This is a genomic window from Cognatishimia activa, assembly GCF_017798205.1.
Taxonomy (GTDB): domain Bacteria; phylum Pseudomonadota; class Alphaproteobacteria; order Rhodobacterales; family Rhodobacteraceae; genus Cognatishimia; species Cognatishimia activa_A.
Genome location: NZ_CP060010.1, coordinates 301,778 through 319,351, shown reverse-complemented (window position 1 = coordinate 319,351; position 17,574 = coordinate 301,778). Strand labels below are relative to the sequence as shown.

15 protein-coding genes are annotated in these 17,574 nt (G+C 58.7%); 7 read left to right on the top strand and 8 right to left on the bottom strand.

The window, feature by feature from the left end; genetic code table 11:
* Positions 1–44: 44 nt before the first annotated feature.
* The 3 genes from HZ995_RS01545 to HZ995_RS01535 all read left to right on the top strand — a co-directional run bounded on the left by HZ995_RS01545 (position 45) and on the right by HZ995_RS01535 (position 2,905).
* On the top strand, positions 45–1,391 hold the full coding sequence (locus tag HZ995_RS01545) for a TolC family outer membrane protein (protein WP_209356939.1): 1,347 nt from the start codon (positions 45–47) through the stop codon (positions 1,389–1,391).
* 71 nt (positions 1,392–1,462) lie between these two features.
* Entirely contained in the window at positions 1,463–2,308 is an 846-nt protein-coding gene (locus HZ995_RS01540) for a hypothetical protein (protein ID WP_209356938.1), read from the top strand.
* A 33-nt stretch (positions 2,309–2,341) separates the two neighbouring features.
* Positions 2,342–2,905, top strand: coding sequence for a cobalamin biosynthesis protein CobQ (locus HZ995_RS01535; protein ID WP_209356937.1), 564 nt, complete (start codon positions 2,342–2,344; stop codon positions 2,903–2,905).
* Between the two features lie 58 nt (positions 2,906–2,963).
* On the opposite strand, the gene HZ995_RS01530 is transcribed toward HZ995_RS01535, so the two are convergent.
* Entirely contained in the window at positions 2,964–3,284 is a 321-nt protein-coding gene (locus HZ995_RS01530) for a DUF6280 family protein (RefSeq protein ID WP_209356936.1), read from the bottom strand.
* A 207-nt stretch (positions 3,285–3,491) separates the two neighbouring features.
* Between HZ995_RS01530 and efp the strand changes: the two genes are divergently transcribed.
* Entirely contained in the window at positions 3,492–4,055 is a 564-nt protein-coding gene (efp, locus tag HZ995_RS01525; protein ID WP_209356935.1) for an elongation factor P, read from the top strand.
* 78 nt (positions 4,056–4,133) lie between these two features.
* Here the strand turns inward: efp and HZ995_RS01520 are convergent, their stop codons facing one another.
* Positions 4,134–4,871, bottom strand: a complete 738-nt coding sequence (locus HZ995_RS01520; protein ID WP_209356934.1) for a YgfZ/GcvT domain-containing protein — start codon at positions 4,869–4,871, stop codon at positions 4,134–4,136.
* A 66-nt stretch (positions 4,872–4,937) separates the two neighbouring features.
* Between HZ995_RS01520 and HZ995_RS01515 the strand changes: the two genes are divergently transcribed.
* Entirely contained in the window at positions 4,938–5,615 is a 678-nt protein-coding gene (locus tag HZ995_RS01515) for a TIGR04283 family arsenosugar biosynthesis glycosyltransferase (RefSeq protein ID WP_209356933.1), read from the top strand.
* Between the two features lies 1 nt (position 5,616).
* Here the strand turns inward: HZ995_RS01515 and HZ995_RS01510 are convergent, their stop codons facing one another.
* Positions 5,617–7,509, bottom strand: coding sequence for an ABC transporter ATP-binding protein (locus HZ995_RS01510; RefSeq protein WP_245168704.1), 1,893 nt, complete (start codon positions 7,507–7,509; stop codon positions 5,617–5,619).
* A 251-nt stretch (positions 7,510–7,760) separates the two neighbouring features.
* On the opposite strand from HZ995_RS01510, the gene HZ995_RS01505 reads away from it, so the two are divergent.
* On the top strand, positions 7,761–8,960 hold the full coding sequence (locus HZ995_RS01505; protein ID WP_209356931.1) for a pyridoxal-phosphate-dependent aminotransferase family protein: 1,200 nt from the start codon (positions 7,761–7,763) through the stop codon (positions 8,958–8,960).
* On the opposite strand, the gene HZ995_RS01500 is transcribed toward HZ995_RS01505, so the two are convergent.
* Positions 8,957–9,160 (bottom strand): hypothetical protein, encoded by a 204-nt coding sequence (locus HZ995_RS01500; RefSeq protein ID WP_245168703.1) that lies wholly within the window; start codon positions 9,158–9,160, stop codon positions 8,957–8,959. The genes HZ995_RS01505 and HZ995_RS01500 overlap by 4 nt on opposite strands.
* 78 nt (positions 9,161–9,238) lie before the next feature.
* Positions 9,239–10,342 carry a pyridoxal phosphate-dependent aminotransferase gene (locus HZ995_RS01495; RefSeq protein ID WP_209356930.1) on the bottom strand — a complete coding sequence of 368 codons (1,104 nt, stop codon included), beginning with the start codon at positions 10,340–10,342 and terminating at the stop codon, positions 9,239–9,241.
* 108 nt (positions 10,343–10,450) lie between these two features.
* On the opposite strand from HZ995_RS01495, the gene HZ995_RS01490 reads away from it, so the two are divergent.
* Complete coding sequence (locus HZ995_RS01490; protein ID WP_209356929.1) at positions 10,451–11,236, top strand: crotonase/enoyl-CoA hydratase family protein; 786 nt, start codon at positions 10,451–10,453, stop codon at positions 11,234–11,236.
* A 64-nt stretch (positions 11,237–11,300) separates the two neighbouring features.
* Here the strand turns inward: HZ995_RS01490 and HZ995_RS01485 are convergent, their stop codons facing one another.
* The 3 genes from HZ995_RS01485 to HZ995_RS01475 all read right to left on the bottom strand — a co-directional run bounded on the left by HZ995_RS01485 (position 11,301) and on the right by HZ995_RS01475 (position 17,215).
* A complete protein-coding gene (locus tag HZ995_RS01485) occupies positions 11,301–12,488 on the bottom strand; it encodes an MFS transporter (protein ID WP_209356928.1) in 1,188 nt (395 codons plus the stop codon).
* A gap of 121 nt (positions 12,489–12,609) precedes the next feature.
* Positions 12,610–15,510, bottom strand: coding sequence for a valine--tRNA ligase (locus HZ995_RS01480; protein ID WP_209356927.1), 2,901 nt, complete (start codon positions 15,508–15,510; stop codon positions 12,610–12,612).
* Positions 15,511–15,646: 136 nt separating this feature from the next.
* Positions 15,647–17,215, bottom strand: coding sequence for an amidohydrolase (locus HZ995_RS01475; protein ID WP_209356926.1), 1,569 nt, complete (start codon positions 17,213–17,215; stop codon positions 15,647–15,649).
* Positions 17,216–17,574: the final 359 nt, after the last annotated feature.

Below are 17,574 nucleotides of genomic sequence, written 5' to 3'. Positions count from 1 at the left end.
CGCTCATGCGTGTAAAAGGTATTTTCGGTAAAGCGGCGACAGGCATGCTTGTTGCAAGTATGGCGTTTTCCATGGCCAAGGCGGATACGCTGGCCGATGCGATGGCCGGGGCCTATAGCCACTCGGGTCTGTTGGATCAAAACCGCGCTTTGCTGCGGGCCGCTGACGAAGGTGTGGCGCAGGCCAATGCGGCTCTGCGACCGATCCTGAACTATGCAGCGACCGCGGCGCATAGCTATAACTCGACGACAAATGTGACGTCGAATACGGCGACAATCACCCTAAGCCTTTCGCAGCTTCTGCATGACTGGGGCGCGTCTCAGGCGGGTATCGAGGCGCAAAAGCAGACCGTTCTGGCGACGCGTCAGCAATTGATTTCGATCGAGCAGAATGTGCTCTTGGCGGCGGTTGATGCCTATATGAACCTGCGTCGTGATACGGAAATCGTGGCGCTGCGCGAAAACAACCTGCGTGTCATCACGCGCGAATTGCGCGCGGCCAATGACCGTTTCGAGGTGGGCGAGATCACCCGTACCGATGTCGCGACTGCCGAAGCGCGTCTTGCCGGTGCGCGGGCTGAGCTGGCTGCAGCACGCGGTACTTTAATGATGTCTCAAGAGATCTACGCTGCGGTGGTCGGCAAGCGTCCGGGCACTCTGGCTGCGCCGGGTGCTTTCCCTGCAACCGCAACATCTGCATCGGCGGCAAGCTCGTTGGCTGTTCGCAGCCATCCGGACATGTTGGCCGCGCAATATCAGGTTGCCGCTGCGGAGGCAGGGATTGCCCAAGCGCGGGCTGCGATGCGTCCGTCGACCTCGCTGAGTGCGAACCTTGGTTTCACCGATGACTTGCGTGGCACGACCACGACGAACACGCGGTCTCTGTCCGTGACGGCATCGGGCCCCATTTATCAAGGTGGCCTCATCAGCTCGCGTCTGAGACAGGCGATGGCGCAACGTGATGCCGCACGCGGTGGGCTGCATGCCACCCGTCACAACATCCGGCAGGGTGTCGGCATTGCCTGGGCTCAGGTCCTGTCTGCACGCGCTCAGACCGCGGCAAGCCAGGAACAAATCAAAGCCGCAGAAGTGGCCTTTGAGGGTGTGCGCGAAGAGGCGTCCTTGGGATCTCGGACCACACTGGATGTGCTGAATGCCGAGCAAGAGTTGCTGAATGCGAAAGCAAATGCAGTTTCCGCACAAAGTGCTGAATATACAGCGACTTACAGTCTCTTGGCGTCTATGGGTCTTTTGACCGTGGATCACCTGAATCTGCGCGTGCAGCGCTATGATCCAGAGGCCTATTACAACCTTGTGAAATCCGCGCCGGTGTCGCGCAGCAAGCAGGGCGCGCAGCTTGATAAGGTGCTCAAGGCGCTCGGCAAGGAATAATCGGACAGGCTCTTGTTGTTTCACAGGGCGTCTGGCGCTACACTGGCCGCTAAGGCAAGAGTGGTACAATAATGTCAGACCCTTTGAAAAAAGACGAAATAGAGGACGTTCTGTCCTCGATTCGCAGGCTTGTGTCCGAAGATGTGCGCACAATGGCGGAACCCGAAGCGGTTGCTCCGGCTGAAAAGCCTGTGCAAGAGGCGGCGGACAAGCTGGTCCTGACCCCGTCTTTGCGGGTCGAGGAAGAGGCCAAAACGCCTGAGGCGTCTGGCCTTTCGATGGAGGATCTGGTCGCGCAGGAAATGGCGAAAGCGACGGCTGAGCCAGAACAAGGGCCGCGTGTTCTGACGCTTTCCAAAACCGGAGCAGATACCGCTGCGCCAACGCAGGGCGCTACGATCTCGGCGGAAGCGCTGCGGGGCAGTGCCCCTGAGGTTGAAGAGGTCGTTGAGGACGCGCCAGAGGCCGCTTCCGAAGAGGCGCCAGAGCCTGAGGTAACTGCCGAAGCTGTCGAAGACGCGCAAGTCATGCCTGCTGTGGAATGGCAATCTGTCCGCAGCTATTCCGAGATGGAGTTTGATCCCGAAGCCGCGGGTGACGGGGATTATGCCGGCACCGAAGTTGAGGCGCTTGAGTGGGGTCAGAACGTGGACACCGCGCGCTCCGCACCAGAGGCTGAGGGGCAACCAGAAGAGCCTGCGTCTGAAGCTGTGATCGACGCAGAGGTCGTGTCAGCACCAAAACAGGACGACGCACCCTATGAGGCTGTTCTGGACGAAGAGATGCTGCGGGATCTGGTCGGTGAAATTGTGCGTCAGGAACTGCAGGGCCCGCTGGGTGAACGCATCACACGCAATGTCCGCAAACTGGTGCGCCGTGAGATCAATCGCGCGCTTGCATCGCGCCAGATGGACTAATCCCATGGCAGCCGTATTGAGGGATGGCTGCCGATGAATACACCCGCTCATATCCTGATCGGCTGGGCCGCCTTTGCCCGCAAGGGCGATGCGCGTGTGGTGGCCTCTGCCGTTCTCGGAGGTCTGGCGCCGGATCTCTCGCTGTATATGATGGCCGGGACGTCTTTGTTCCTGTTGAACATCCCGCCAAGTGTCGTCTTCGGAGAACTGTATTTTAGTTCGACTTGGCAAACGATCTTTTCGATCGACAACTCCTTTATTGTTTGGGGGATTTTGCTGGGCATTGCCGCTTATCGACAAAGCGCGGCTGGGATTGCGCTATGTGCTGCTGCGATCTTGCATCTGGTTTTAGATCTGCCGCTGCATCACGACGACGGCCGTGCGCATTTCTGGCCGTTGAGCAATTGGATCTACGAAAGTCCGATCAGCTATTGGGATCGCGCCCATCACGCGGGCTATGTCGCGCCTGCGGCGGCGGCACTTGCGACGGTCAGTGGGTTTGCGATTATCAAAGATGATTGGCGGCGCTGGCGGACGGTTTTCGTGGTGGCTCTGGTTGGGCTAGAGCTTTTTGGGGCCGTCGTGCTTTTCGGATAGACCAAGAAAAAAGCGCCCCCCGAAGGAGACGCTGACACTGAGTTCTTTTTAAGGCTACTTAAGCCGCTTCGGCCTCGAGCGCCGCGTTGCGACGTTCGCTTTCTTCGCGGGACAGAGCGACAGAGGTGCGCACACCTTTGCCAACAAATTCCATCAGGCCGCTGACCACGCGTTCGTTCGGGTCAATACCCGCGCAAGACAGCACTTCGCGTCCGTCGCGAGAGCGCGCCCAACGGGCGATTTGGTCGGGCCCATTCCCGTATTTCTTGTCATCCGCAATTGCGTCATCCAGGGCAGCAAGTACGACAGCGGCAAACAGCTTGCGAGAGCGGTTGCCCTGTTCGTTATTAAAAGCAGTGCCATCAACGAAATCGATCATCTCGTCGTCCTTTGTTTTATTGGTCTTGTGTTTTTGGCGTGAGGCGTCTTATGGCGTATCGAACTCGATTCGTGTACCCCAAAGTTGCATAGCTTCTATGCGTTGGGTGCATGGCTCGGAACGATATACGCGTGCTTGTCACGTCTTTCAGGGCGAGATATAGGTGCTGCGAACATCCGATCAACCCTTTCGTCATGGTTTTGTCACATGCCTAAAATCAACGGAAATGAAATCCGTCCAGGGAATGTCCTGGAACACAACGATGGCCTCTGGGCTGCCGTTAAAGTCGACCACGTCAAGCCTGGCAAAGGCGGCGCATTTGCGCAGGTCGAACTGAAAAATCTGCGCAATGGATCCAAGCTGAATGAACGCTTCCGTTCTGCCGACAAAGTCGAACGCGTGCGTCTGGAGCAGAAGGACCAGCAGTTCCTGTATGAAGACGACGGTATGTTGATCTTTATGGACACTGAGACATACGAACAGATCCAGCTGCCAGCCGATCTTCTGGGCGACCGCCGCCCGTTTTTGCAGGACGGAATGACCATCGTGGTCGAGTTCTATGAGTCTGAGGCGTTGAACGCCACTGTGCCGCAAAAAGTGACCTGCAAGATTGTCGAGACCGAGCCGGTTGTCAAAGGCCAGACCGCAGCGAACTCTTTCAAACCTGCGATCTTGGACAATGGCGTCAAAGTCATGGTGCCACCGTTTGTGGGGCAGGACGAGATGATCGTGGTCGATACGATCGCTATGGAATACTCTGAACGCGCTTAATTCGCGGCTTCGGTGAACAATAAAACCTCCGGCGCGTGCGTCGGAGGTTTTTTCATGAGTATTTTTGGCAAGATGAAACTAAGGGCGCATTAGTTTCGCGTCGCCTGCCTGCATCTCTCCGGTGGCGCGGTCAAAGCGCAGATAGGCCAGTGCCTGGTTCCCTGCGCGGCTGTGTAGCGTGCCGACGGGTTTGCCGTTGGCTGTGATCTCATCGCCGGGGTCCGCTGCGCCCGATACCGTGACTTTGGCCAGACCTTTCCGCAGCTCGGTTTTGTGTTTCATCCGCGCCGTGACTTCTTGGCCGACGTAACAGCCTTTACGGAAATCGACGCCGTTCAGGCGCTCAAAACCCATTTCCAAGATGTAGCTGTCTGAGTGCAGCTCAACGCCCGTCTGGGGGACCTCGGCGGTTACATAGAGTGAGGTCCAGTCTGTAGTGTCATCCGTTTGCGCTACATCGCGGAAGGCGCGCCATCCGAGGGTTGGATCACGTGGGTCCAGATGCCCATCCTCAGGCGCATCAGAGAGGCCGCGATGGACATAGAGGTCCGCATCGGTGATCGCAACATCAGCGCGCAGTTTATACATCGACAGGCGCATTTTCAGGGGCGCGGCAAGGCTCGCGTCTACGTCGATGAGGATATCCTCGCCGTCAGCAAGCATAAAGAAATCAGCCAGATACTTGCCCTGCGGCGTCAGCAAAGCCGCATAGACCAGCCCGTCGCTTGTCTTGTCGACATCATTAGTCACAAGGCCCTGCAGGAAGGATTTCGCGTCGTTTCCAGAGATCCGAAGGATATGTCGCGCGTCTGCCATGTCTTGATCCTGTTCTTTTTCGTTAAGTTAATATAGAGAGTGCCTGCCCGTGCAAAAGAGGGAAACGTGCGCGCTCCGTTATCAATCATCATTCCGACGCTGAATGCCGAGGCAGGACTGGCCGCAACGCTTGAGGCGTTGATGGAAGGGCTGTCGGCTGGACTGATCCGCGAGGTGATTGTCAGCGACGGTGGCTCTGGTGACCGGACGCTGGATATTGCTGATGAGGCGGGCTGTGTGATCGTCTCTGGCAAAGCATCGCGGGGCGGGCAATTGGCGCGCGGGGCAGAGGCCGCTCGGGGGGAGTGGCTGTTGTTCCTGCACGCAGATACGCTGCTTGAGGCAGGGTGGTCCGCCAAGGTTTCTGCGCATTTGAGAACAGGGCAGGCCGGATATTTTCGATTGCGGTTTGATGCCACTGGGTTTGGCCCGAGATGGGTCGCGGGCTGGGCGAACTTACGCTCGAAGGTCTTTGGCTTGCCCTATGGGGATCAGGGTCTTTTGGTGCCGCTCAGCGCCTATCGCGCGGCTGGGGGCTATCCCGAGATTCCTTTGATGGAAGACGTGGCGATTGCGCGGGCGCTGCGTGGTCAGTTGCGCGGCATTCCCTGCGAAGCCGTGACCAGCTGGGAGCGCTATGAGCGAGCCGGTTGGCTAAAGCGTGGCGGGCGCAACCTGATGACGCTTTTGCGCTATTTTCTGGGGGCTTCGCCGGACCATTTGGCGGAAAGCTACCGCAAATAACCTAAAGCTTTGGCAGGCGCGACAAGAGACGCGCGATAAAGCCCTGTTTCACCTCGGGGTTTGTGATCTCGCCGCGACTTGCACCTTGACGGGCGCGTTCTTCTGCGGTTGGGCCATCCGAGGCAAATTGCAACGCATGAAGTTCCGCATAGACACCGTTTTGGGCCAGCAGGTCTTCGTGTGTGCCTTCCTCGACGACACGGCCTTTGTCCATGACTACGATCTTGTCAGCTTCGCGCACTGTGGAGAGGCGGTGTGCAATGACCAGAGTTGTGCGCCCTTTGGACAGCTTATCAAGCGCTTCCTGAACAAGAACCTCAGATTGCGCGTCGAGCGCCGAGGTGGCCTCGTCCAGCAAAAGGATCGGCGTATTGCGCAAAAGCGCGCGGGCGATGACGACGCGTTGGCGTTGACCTCCAGAGAGGCCCGAGCCACGAGGGCCGACGCGGGTGTCGAGGCCATCCGGCATTTTCTTGACGAAGTCACTGACATGGGCGGCATCCAGCACCTGCGCCAGCTGGCGTTCTGTAACGTTGCTGCGCCCGAGTAGAATGTTTTCGCGCAGGGTTTCGTCAAAGAGCATGGCGTCTTGGCTCACGACCGAAAAAAGGTCGCGCAGGCCAGAGAGGCTCATGGTCGCGGTGGCAACGCCGCCGATCTGGGCGGTACCCTTGGTTGGGTCCACAAGGCGGGTCAGCACGTTAAAGAGCGTGGATTTGCCAGCGCCAGATGCGCCGACGATGGCGGTGGTTTTGCCGGCTTCGGCGGTGAAGCTGGTGCCGTTTAGAACTTTGGCGTCGCCATAAGACAGGTAGACGTCGTCAAATTGGATGGCGAGGTCTTTGGTTGGGGTTTTCAGGGGTTTGGGCGGTGATTTCAACGTCGGCTCGGCCTCAAGCAACTCGCGCAACCGTTCGATTGAGGCGGCGGCGACCTGCCATTGCCCGCTGATCGCGCCGAGGCGGCGTAAGGGTTCAAAGGCAAAGCCTAGGGCTGTGAAAAAGGTCATGAACTCGCCGATGGTCTTTTCACCGGCGATGATTTCAGAGCCGCCGTAGAAGAGAACGCCAAGAAAACCCAGGCCTGCCATGATGTCGATCAGGCCTGGAATGGTCGCGGCCCCTGTGGCCGAACGGACTTCGGTGGTGACCAGAGACCCGGTGAGCTCTCGGAACTGACGGGACTGGTAGTCTTCGAGGCGGTTCAGTTTGACCGGAATGATACCGTGAAAGATCTCGTCCAGACGCGTGGCCAGGCGTGCACCAAGATCGCGTGCCTCGCGGGCGCGGCGGCGCACGAATCTCTGCACCAAAGCGGAGGGAAGAACCAAAACCGGCGTACCGATGCAAGCGACGAGCGTCCAACGCCAGTCCACACTGACGGCAACGCCCAAGAGGACCAAAAGACCAATGAAATCACGTCCAGCACCGGTTAGAACTGTATTCCAGACAGTATTGATCTGCATGACGTCTGTCTGCAGTCTCTGGATCAGATAGCCAGGTGGATGCTGTTGGTGAAAAGACATGTCCTGACGCATGAGCTTATCTAGAAGCCGGGTGCGTAGATCTGCGGCTGTCCGTTGCGATATCAGGGTAAGCAGGACTTTCTGACCAATAGATGAGAGCGCGCGGGCGACAAAAACGCCCATAATAACAAGTCCGACCCAACTGAGAGCCTCGGTGTCGCCCGCAACAAAGACGTTATCAAACATTGGCTGCATCATGCGGGCCAATGCCCCTAGCATAGAGCCTTCGATGATCATGAAGACCAGCGCCAAAAGCAGAAAAATAAAGTGTTTGCGGAGGAAATTGCGCCAAAGCCAGCCCAAAAGGACGCGGCTGCTCTCGCCTTCTTCGGGCGCAGATCCTGCGGTCTTGTCGGTCGTGTCAGTCACGCGGTGATCGAGGCCCCGTTGTTGAACGCTGTCTGGAGCGCCTGATGATCGTATGCGCTTGCGATCCATTCTTCAAATGCGATTTCGGATTGCCAAATTCAGGTGGCGTCAGTGACATGGGTTCTCTTTCAGGGACGGCCCACGCAAGGCCTGATTGCGATGTGATGTAGAGAGTCTTGCCCCTGCTGACAAGAGATTGACCTTTCAGGGCAAGGGCGTAGTGTCGCCCCATAAGATTAAGAGGTCCCTTCATGAGTCTGTCCAACGGCCGGTCGTATTTGGCCATTCCTGGCCCCTCGGTGATGCCGGATCGCGTGTTGCGCGCGATGCACCGCGCTGCGCCCAACATTTATGCGGGTGAGTTGGTTGAGATTACTGAGACCATCGTACGTGACTTGAAAGTTGTCGCCGGGACCCAGCACCATGCCGCGATTTATATCGCCAATGGTCACGGCGTCTGGGAAGCGGCTCTGCGTAACCTTCTGGGCGCTGGAGACAAGGTTCTTGTGCCCTCTGTGGGCCGTTTTGGCGAAGGCTGGGCAGAGATGGCAAAGAGTATTGGGGCCGAGGTTGAGTTGATGCCCTTTCCGCATCTTGAACCCATGGACATGGAGCGGATCAAGACGCGACTAGAGGCGGACAAAGACCACCAGATCAAAGCGGTGCTGATCACGCATGTGGATACCTCAAGCTCGATCAAGACAGACCCGCGCGCCTTGCGCGACGTCTTGGATGCCTGCGATCACCCTGCGCTTTTGGGGGTGGATTGCATTGCCTCTTTGGGGTGTGACCGCTTTGAGATGGACGCCATGGGTGTGGATCTGATGATTGCCGCCAGCCAAAAGGGCATGATGGTGCCACCGGGTGTGGGCTTTGTGTTTTTTAACGACCGTGCGGCGGCCGTGCGGGAGAAGGTCGCGCATGTGAGCGGCTATTGGGATTGGAAACCACGGGCAAATCCAGAGGCGTTTTATCAATATTTCGGCGGCACGGCCCCGACCCATCATCTTTATGGGCTGCGCGAAGCTTTGGATATGTTGCTGGAAGAAGGCATGGAGGCGGTTTGGCATCGCCATGAAGTTCTCGCGCGCGCGATTTGGGCGGCTGTGGATGCCTGGGGCGATGCAGGACCAATGGCTTTGAATATCAAAGATCCTGCCCATCGGTCCTGCGCGGTGACAGCGGCACATATTGGCGCGCCTGCTGGTGCGGAGCTGCGGGCGTGGCTTGAGGAAAAAGCCGGCGTGACGCTTGGCATTGGCTTAGGCATGTCGACCGAAGAAGACCCCAAAGGCGAGGGCTTTTTCCGCTTTGGCCACATGGGACATCTCAATGCGCATATGGTGCTGGGTATGCTGGGCACGGTCGAGGCCGGCATGATTGCTTTGGGCATACCGCATGGCGCGGGCGGGCTTTCGGCTGCGGCGCGGGTCGTGGCTGAGGGCGCTTAGCGTTTCACATAGACTGCTTCGCGCTGGGCTTTGCGCCACGCGAGGCGGGTGATGCACAGGTTGATCGCATAGGCGAGCATGCCTACCGCGACCAGACCCCAGACCGCCCAGATGGTCACAAAGACCATGAGCAAATTCACAAAGCCCATCCACAGGCAGGCGACGCGATAATCCGGAGCTGATGTCATCGGGCCCTTCATGGGCAATCCTTAGCTTTTCCTCTTAAGGTAAAGTGTAGCTCAGTTTTGCCTTAATGCGAGACCACCTTTTCGTGAGCCCTAAGAGAGTGACTTAATCGCCTCGGGCAGGGCTTTGGCGACATGTGCCAAATCCTCGGGGCGCCCACAGCTGAGGCGGATGCACCGGTCCTGAGGGGAGACAAACGGCATCCGCACAAAGATACCGCGCGCCACGAGCGCCGCGAGAAGCGCCTTGGCGTAGTCTCCGTCGCGGTGGCAGTCGATGGCAACGAAATTCGTGGCCGAGGGCAGGGCAGTCAGCCCGTTTGCACGTGCGATCTCTGCGATTGTGGCGCGTGCTTCGGTCACTTTTTGGCGGGTCTGAGACAGCCAGTCCTGATCGTCCAACGCCGCAAGAGCCGCTGCTTGACTGGCGCGGTTCATGCCGAAGTGATTGCGGATCTTGTCAAAGCTCTCGATCAGTTCCTGCGCGCCCATGGCATAGCCAACGCGGGCGCCTGCCATCCCATAGCCCTTTGAAAAGGTGCGCATGCGGATAACTTTTGGGTGCTCCACATCATAGACGGCTTCGGTGCCTTCGGGGGCAAGTTCGACATAGGCTTCGTCCAAAACCAAAAGGCAGCCGTCGGGGATCTGGTCAAGCTGGGCTGCAATGTCTTCGCCCTTCTGCCATGTGCCCATTGGGTTGTCGGGATTGGCAAAATAGATCAGTTTGGCCTGCGTTTCTTGCGCTTTGGCGATCAGGGCGGGCAGGTCTTCGTGGTCGTTCAGGTAGGGCACGGTATGCAGCGTGCCGCCAAATCCTGCGACGTGATAATTGAACGTCGGATAGGCACCGAGGGATGTCACCACAGCATCGCCTTGACCAATCAACAGGCGTACAAGATATCCGAGCAGCCCGTCGATACCTTCGCCGACCACTATGTTGTCGGGCGAGACCGTGTGAAAAGCTGCCAAGGCATGACGCAAATCGTGGTTTTCGGGATCGCCATACATCCAGATCTCTTGCGCGGCGTTCGCCATGGCCGCGATGGCCTTGGGGCTGGGCCCGAAAATATTCTCGTTTGCGCCAAGACGCGCAGCGAAAGGACGGCCCATGGCGCGTTCTTGCGTTTCAGGGCCAACAAAGGGCACAGTCGCGGGAAGGCTTGCGACGAGGTCGGTATAGCGTGGTCTACTCATGCCGCGAGAAAAGCGGATTGCGGAGCAATGGACAAGGGCTTGCCGCGACGTTTGCCTAGTCTTGCGGAAAAAATCCTCAGATAGTTGCCTGAGCTTTAGGAGGTTCCCATGTCCCGCGTTTCTGTCGAAATTTCTGATCATATCGCTCATGTCACCCTGACCCGCGGCGACAAGATGAACGCGTTGGATCAGGCGATGCTAGAGGCGATTGTTGAGGCCGGTGAAGGGCTGATCGGAAATCGCGACGTGCGGTGTGTCGTGCTGTTAGGCGAAGGCGATGCCTTTTGCGCGGGGCTTGACGTCATGAGCTTTGCAGGCTTTGCGGGCAAAGACCCCGAGGCCCTTTTGGTGCCACGAGAGTTTGGGCAGTCCAACTTGTTTCAACGGGTCTGTACGGTCTGGCGCGACATTGAGGTGCCGGTGATCGCTGCGCTTCATGGGGTCTGTTTTGGGGGTGGTATGCAAATCGCTTTGGGCGCGGATATGCGCATTGCGGCGCCTGCAACGAAACTTGCGGTGATGGAGATGAAATGGGGCTTGGTTCCCGACATGGGCGGCATGGCGATCCTGCCCAAGCTGATGCGCTCTGATGAGATGCGGAAACTGATTTATACGGCAGCGCCCATCGAGGCCGAAGACGCACAACGCATGGGGTTGGTGACAGAGGTCACCGCCGACCCACTGGCGCGGGCTATGGAATTGGCAGGCGAGATCGCAGGGAAAAGCCCAACAGCGATCCGCACTGCGAAGGCTTTGGTGGCATTCGCAGAGAGTGGGGCCTCTGAGGGTGAGGTTTTGCTGGAAGAAAGCCGCGCTCAGGCCAGCTTGATTGGCAAGCCTGAGCAGATGGAAGTCGTCATGGCCAATATGCAGAAACGCGCGCCGAAGTTCTGAGGGACGGGGCTTGGCCCCCTTGGCCTGTCGGCCAATTCCCCCAGAGTATTTTGGGCAAGATGAATTAGCTCTTTTCCGGTTGTGCAGGAAGTAGGCTTGTGGCGACGGCAAGAGCTCCGAAGGCGGCCATAAGGATCGGGATCGTTTGGTGGCTTCCTGTGAAGATGATGGCCGCAATGGCAGATCCGACGGCACCAAGTGACACCTGAACGGATCCGATCAAAGAGGCTGCAAAGCCTGGCATGTCTCCGGCCGGATCCATTGCCATCGTGTTTGACGTGGGAAGGATCATACCAAAGGCAAAGACATAGAGGCAGATCACAACCCAGAACACTGCGAGAGTGGGCGTGACAAAGACGAGCGCAAAGCAAGCCAAAGCCGCGATCCCAGTCATGGCGATGGCAAGGCGGTTTACGCGGGCCAAGTCATGGTTGCCAAGTAAGCGACGCGTAAGCAGAGCTCCGGCGGTATTGGCGAGGGCCGCAAAGGCAAAGAGTGCGCCAAAGGCTTCGGGGTCTACGCCATAGGCGGCCTCGGTGAGGATCGCGCCCATAGAAAGCATGCCGGCATAGCCCGCGAATACAAAGCCGCCCTGGATCATCGGGATTGAAAAGGCGCGCATACCAAAAAGACGACGGGCGTTGGGAATGATGAATGAGAGGCTCAGGCGTTCCGGGCGGCGTTCGGCATCCGTGTCGGGGATGTAACGCGCGGTATAGAGGATGTAGCCCAGCGAAAACAGCGCAAGCGCATAGAAGATCGCGGGCCAGGCAAAGAGGATTAGAAGACCTGATCCGATGATTGGCGCGATCATGGTCGAGACGGTAAGGACTGCGCCCAAGACCGCGAGGATGCGTCCGGCGCGATTTCCGGTCGCCGCGTCGCGCACCATGGCGCGGCAGATGACGGGGGCTCCTGCAGAGAGGCCTTGCAGCGTGCGTAGGACCACGAGCCAGGTGAAGCTTGGCGCAAGGGCACAGGCGAAGCTGGTGATCGCAAAGGCAACCAATGACAGTTGCAGTGCGAATTTGCGGCCATAGGCGTCCGAGAAAAGACCCCAGAAGAGTTGGCCGACGCCATAGGCCAGCAGGTACGCCCCGATCAGCAAGGCGCCTTGTGAATCAGCAACCTGATAGTCGCGGGCGATGACGCCTGTGGCGGGCAGAAATATGTCAGTCGCAATCGCCGAGATCGCGGTGACGCCACCCAGATAGATCGTCGCGCGGGTGCTGAGAAACGGAGATTTTGCCATAAAGAGCGCCTTTCATCTTGGCGAAGGTCTATCGGCTGGCGTCAGCAATGCAAATGGCGCTCACGCAGGGCGATCTGTGCAGAAATGCAAAAACGCCCGCGGTGAGGCGGGCGTTTCTGAGTTAGTCGAGTTCGGCGAGGCGGCTGAGAGCGTCTTTGAGTTTGCTCTCTTCTTCTTCGCGGGCCTGTAGGTTGGCTTTGGCTTCGGTGACAACCTCTTCGGGGGCAGAGGCCACGAATTTCGGGTTGTTTAGACGCCCTCGCAGGCCTCCGAGTTCTTTGGCCAGCTTGCCAAGCGACTTTTCAAGGCGCGCCTTTTCGGCGGCCACGTCGATGACGCCTTCGAGCGGCAGACCGAAGGTCGCGCCGTCCACAGCGATGGTGGCGGTGCCTTTGGGGAAGGCGTCGACTTTGGTGAGGCTTTCGACGCGGGCCAGTTTAAAGATCAGCGCTTCGTTGGCGGTGAAAGCCGCATCGTTGGTTTCGGTTATCTCGGTGACGACCATCGGGATTTTCGCGCCTGCGGGCACGTTCATCTGCGCGCGGGTGGAGCGGGTGGCCTCGATGGTTTGGATGACCCAGTTCATCTCGCGGTCAGCATCGGCGTTCACGAGGTCTGTGCCATAGGTCGGCCAGTCTTCATGCACCAGCATGCCGTCGCGCTTGGCGGTCTGGCCCCAGAGTTCCTCGGTGATGAAAGGCATGATGGGGTGAAGCAGGATCATACATTGATCCAGAACCCAGCCCATCGTTGCGCGGGTCTCGGCTTTGATCGCGTCATCATCAGAGTTCAACAGAGGTTTCGCGAACTCGACATACCAGTCGCAGACCTTGCCCCATGTGAAGGCATAGAGCGCGTTGGCCGCGTCATTAAACCGGAAGCCTTCAAGCGCTGCGTCCACGGTCTCGCGGGTCTTGGCGACTTCGCCGATGATCCATTGGTTGACGGTCGCGCTGGCCTGCGGGATCTCACGGCTTGGCGCGCCATTTGCGTAGACCTCATTCATCTCGGCAAAGCGGACGGCATTCCAAAGCTTGGTGCCGAAGTTCCGGTAGCCTTCGATGCGCTTCATGTCTAGTTTCAGAACGCCACCAAGCGCGGCCATGGCGGCAGAACTGAAGCGCAGGGCATCGGCGCCGTATTCGTCGATGATATCCAGCGGATCCATGACGTTGCCGGTGGATTTGGACATCTTCTTGCCCTTGGCATCGCGCACGAGGCCGTGGAGGTAGACGGTGTCAAAGGGAATGTCATCCACGACCGCGAGCTGCATCATCATCATGCGGGCGACCCAGAAGAAGAGGATGTCTTGGCCAGTGACCAGCGTGGAGGTCGGGAAGTATTTCGAGGTGTCCTCGGACCAATTCGGCCAGCCGAGCGTGCCGATGGGCCAGAGACCGGAGGAGAACCAGGTGTCTAGGACGTCGGGGTCGCGGGTCAGAACGACACCTTCGCCGGCTTGCGCCTGAGCCTCAGCCTCTGTCGCTGCGCAATATTGGTTGCCTTCGGCGTCAAACCAAACCGGAATCTGATGCCCCCACCAAAGCTGGCGCGAGATACACCAAGGCTCGATATTCTCCAGCCAGTGGTAATAGGTCTTCTCGCCGCTTTCCGGCAGGATTTTAACCTTGCCGCCCTTAACCGCATCCAGCGCCGGGCCTACGACTTTTTCGGCGTCCACGAACCATTGGTCCGTCAGCATAGGCTCGATAACGACTTTAGAGCGGTCGCCAAAGGGCTGCATGATCGGTTTGTTTTCGACCATGGGCACGGAGGTGGTGACTTCGTTGCCGTCTTCATCGGTTGAGGTCTCGGTGGTCATCACCGCGAGGCCTTCGTCGGTGATTTGCTGCACCACCAGTTTGCGGGCCTCAAAACGGTCGAGGCCACGGATGTCGTCCGGCACAAGATTGATCGCGTCGACTTCGTTTTCGGTGAACTCGGCACCTTTCGCGTGGGCCTGCGCTTTGACGGCCTCGTCAGAATAAGGCGCGCCATCGGCTCGCATCGCGCCTTTGGTGTCCATCAGGCGATACATCGGGATGCCGCCGCGCTTGGCGACCTGATAGTCGTTGAAATCATGCGCGCCGGTGATTTTCACGGCACCTGAGCCAAAGTCTGGATCCGGGTATTCATCTGTGATGATCGGGATCAAGCGTCGGTGCTCTTTGGGGCCGACGGGGATTTCGCAGAGTTTGCCCACGATAGGCGCATAACGTTCGTCGCTTGGGTGCACCGCGACGGCACCATCACCCAGCATGGTTTCAGGGCGCGTGGTGGCGATGGAGATATAGTCGCGCTCTTCCTCTAGCGTGACGTTCCCGTCTTCGTCTTTCTCGACGTAGGTATAGGTCGCGCCGCCCGCGAGCGGGTATTTGAAGTGCCACATATGGCCCGGGGTCTCGATGTTCTCGACTTCGAGGTCCGAGATCGCGGTTTCAAAATGCGGGTCCCAGTTCACAAGGCGTTTGCCGCGATAGATCAGGCCCTTGTTGTACATCTCGACAAAGACCTTGATGACCGCGTCATGGAAATTGCCGTCGGCTTCATCGGAAGGGGCGCCCGGGGCGCCGGACATGGTGAAGGCGGTGCGGTCGAAATCACAGCTCGCGCCAAGGCGTTTGAGTTGGTTGATGATGGTGCCACCGGATTGGGCTTTCCACTCCCAGACCTTGTCGAGGAACTTTTCGCGGCCGAGTTCACGGCGACCCGCGTTGCCTGCTTCGGCAAGTTGGCGTTCCACAACCATCTGCGTGGCGATGCCCGCGTGGTCGGTGCCGGGCTGCCAGAGCGTGTCAAAGCCCTGCATGCGCTTCCAGCGGATCAGGATGTCTTGCAGCGTGTTGTTGAACGCATGCCCCATGTGCAGAACGCCGGTGACATTGGGCGGCGGGATCATGATGCAATAGGTGGAGGCCTGGGGCTTTGCGTTCGCGCCCGCTTTGAAGCACCCGGCCTCTTCCCAAGCGGTGAACAGGCGGCTTTCGGCCTCGGCTGCGTTAAAGGTTTTTTCCATCGCCATGATGATGATCCTGCATACGGTCGTGTCGTGTATCGACGCGTGTTTAGCGGATGCTTTGGGTGAGGGAAAGCAGCGAGTGTGTCCTGTGGGGCGGAACGTGGGATTTGAGTATTTTTGGCATGATGAAACTGGGGGATCAGCGGGTAGGGATCACCCAGTCGCGGCCGCGGTCTGTGGTGACATATTCGGGCCATTTGAAGTTGATGGGCGGCGCGTAATCCGCAAGGGGCGCGATCCAATCAGTGCCGCCAATGCCGCCGCCGGTGCGGTGTTTGAATTCCTCGGTGGCTTTGGAGAGTAGGTTTGGGTCGGTGAGGCAATCCAGCGCGGTCATGGCGAGCGTTTGGGCCGCGCATTCGATCATGGGGTCGATGCAGGCGGGGTCTCCGCCAAGGGCGTTCATGGCCCAGGCGGGATAGGCTGTGCCTTTGGGGGCGGCAAGCGCAGGGCGACCGATGTAGAGGCGCACTGTCGGAGCGTGCCAGCAGTATTCGGTATAGTCGTCTGAGGTGAAGTTTTTCTGACTAGGCGGCAAGATCTCGCGGAGTTTGGCCTCGGCTTCTTGAGGGGGCGTGAGAGTAGATATCATCGGCGAGAAGGGCTCGGCCATGGGCTCCATGCCAAGGTTTGACTGGATCTGGCGGGCAAAGGCTTTGGCCTCCTCTCCCCATTGCGGCGCGCCGACGGTTTCGAGGTTGGCGTAGGTGGCTTGGGCAAGGGCGTGGTTCGCGAGACCTGGGCGCGATTTTGCGACCCAGTGTTTGCGCCATGTGCAGTGGCAGAGTTGCGCTGCCTGTTCGGCGATATGGTCGAGGCCTGCGATGATGTGATCGGCGTCGCTGATTTCCGAGATGCGGATGAAATATTGGATCTGTGCGATCTGGGCGGGGATATTATCCGCCGTCGCCTGGCCGTGGGTGAGAATGGTCTCATTCATTGACCAGCTCTGACCCGCGGCCATGATGTGCTCGCGCAGGGCTTTGGCGTTGGTGTACATCTGCACCATCGCATCCGTCGCGCCCGGAGCTCGGGCCGAGGCGTGGCTGGCAGGGATGGGGGAGCCGTCGTCGCTGGCCATCCAGGTTTCCGGTTCTTCGCAGGTGAATTCATAGATCACCCCATAGGCTGCACCGCAATGTGTGTCCCAGCGCACGGTGTTGCAGAGCGGGGCCATATAGAATGGGTGGAAGGACAGCGCCGCGTCGAGGTCGTCGTAGTAGCCCGCTGCGGCATGGAGCGGTTTGGAACCCCGGAGTTTCTCGGCAGGTTCTCCGAAAAACTTGAGCCGGCCTGGGATATTGTGTTTTTCCATCGCAGCTTTGGTGGCAAGAAAGCCTGCAAGCGACGAGATGCCTAGGGCGGAGTGGGGATCTGTATGGCCTCCGGCATGCTCAGACAGACCTGCGCGGGGGGCTTTTTGCGGCTCTGCCGCTTGGCAATTGCCGGGGATGCCGTCGTATTCGGCGTAGCCCCCGATTGTGGGGCCGTCGCCGTTTGACCATGTGGCGCAGAAGGCCGTTGGCATGCCGGCGCTCGCCTCTTCAACGTCAAAGCCTTCGCGCCGCAGGAGGTCCACGTAGAAAGCCGCAGATTGATACTCGCGCCAGGCGGTTTCGCCATAGTCCCAGATTTGGCGGCACCATTTGGAATACTCCGGCATCCGCGCAAGGACGTCGGCGCGGGCAAAGTCTTTGATGTCGGTCATGGGCTGCCTCCTGAACACGCGACGAGCTTAGGAGGAGGCGGCTTTGGTGCGCAAGCTTAGATGCCGGGCACCAATGGGACGCCGCAGCCTGCCAGAAAAAGGAGAGATGTTGCGACTGTAAGTGTGAGAAATGTGGTCATGTCTTTGTGCAGATGACCATGCCAGCATGTGCAAAGCAAGAGTGGCGGGCCCGCAATCGCAGCCGTGGGGTTATCTCATTCCCGAGGACCTGTATATACAGGTGGGCGCCAGGTAAGTGGACCAGGATCCAAACAGAGCCAGCTCCCTCGGAATTGCTTAAGGCCACCGGAATGCAACCGTATCACGAGAAGGGCAGAACCCGCCAAGCGTCTACCTAG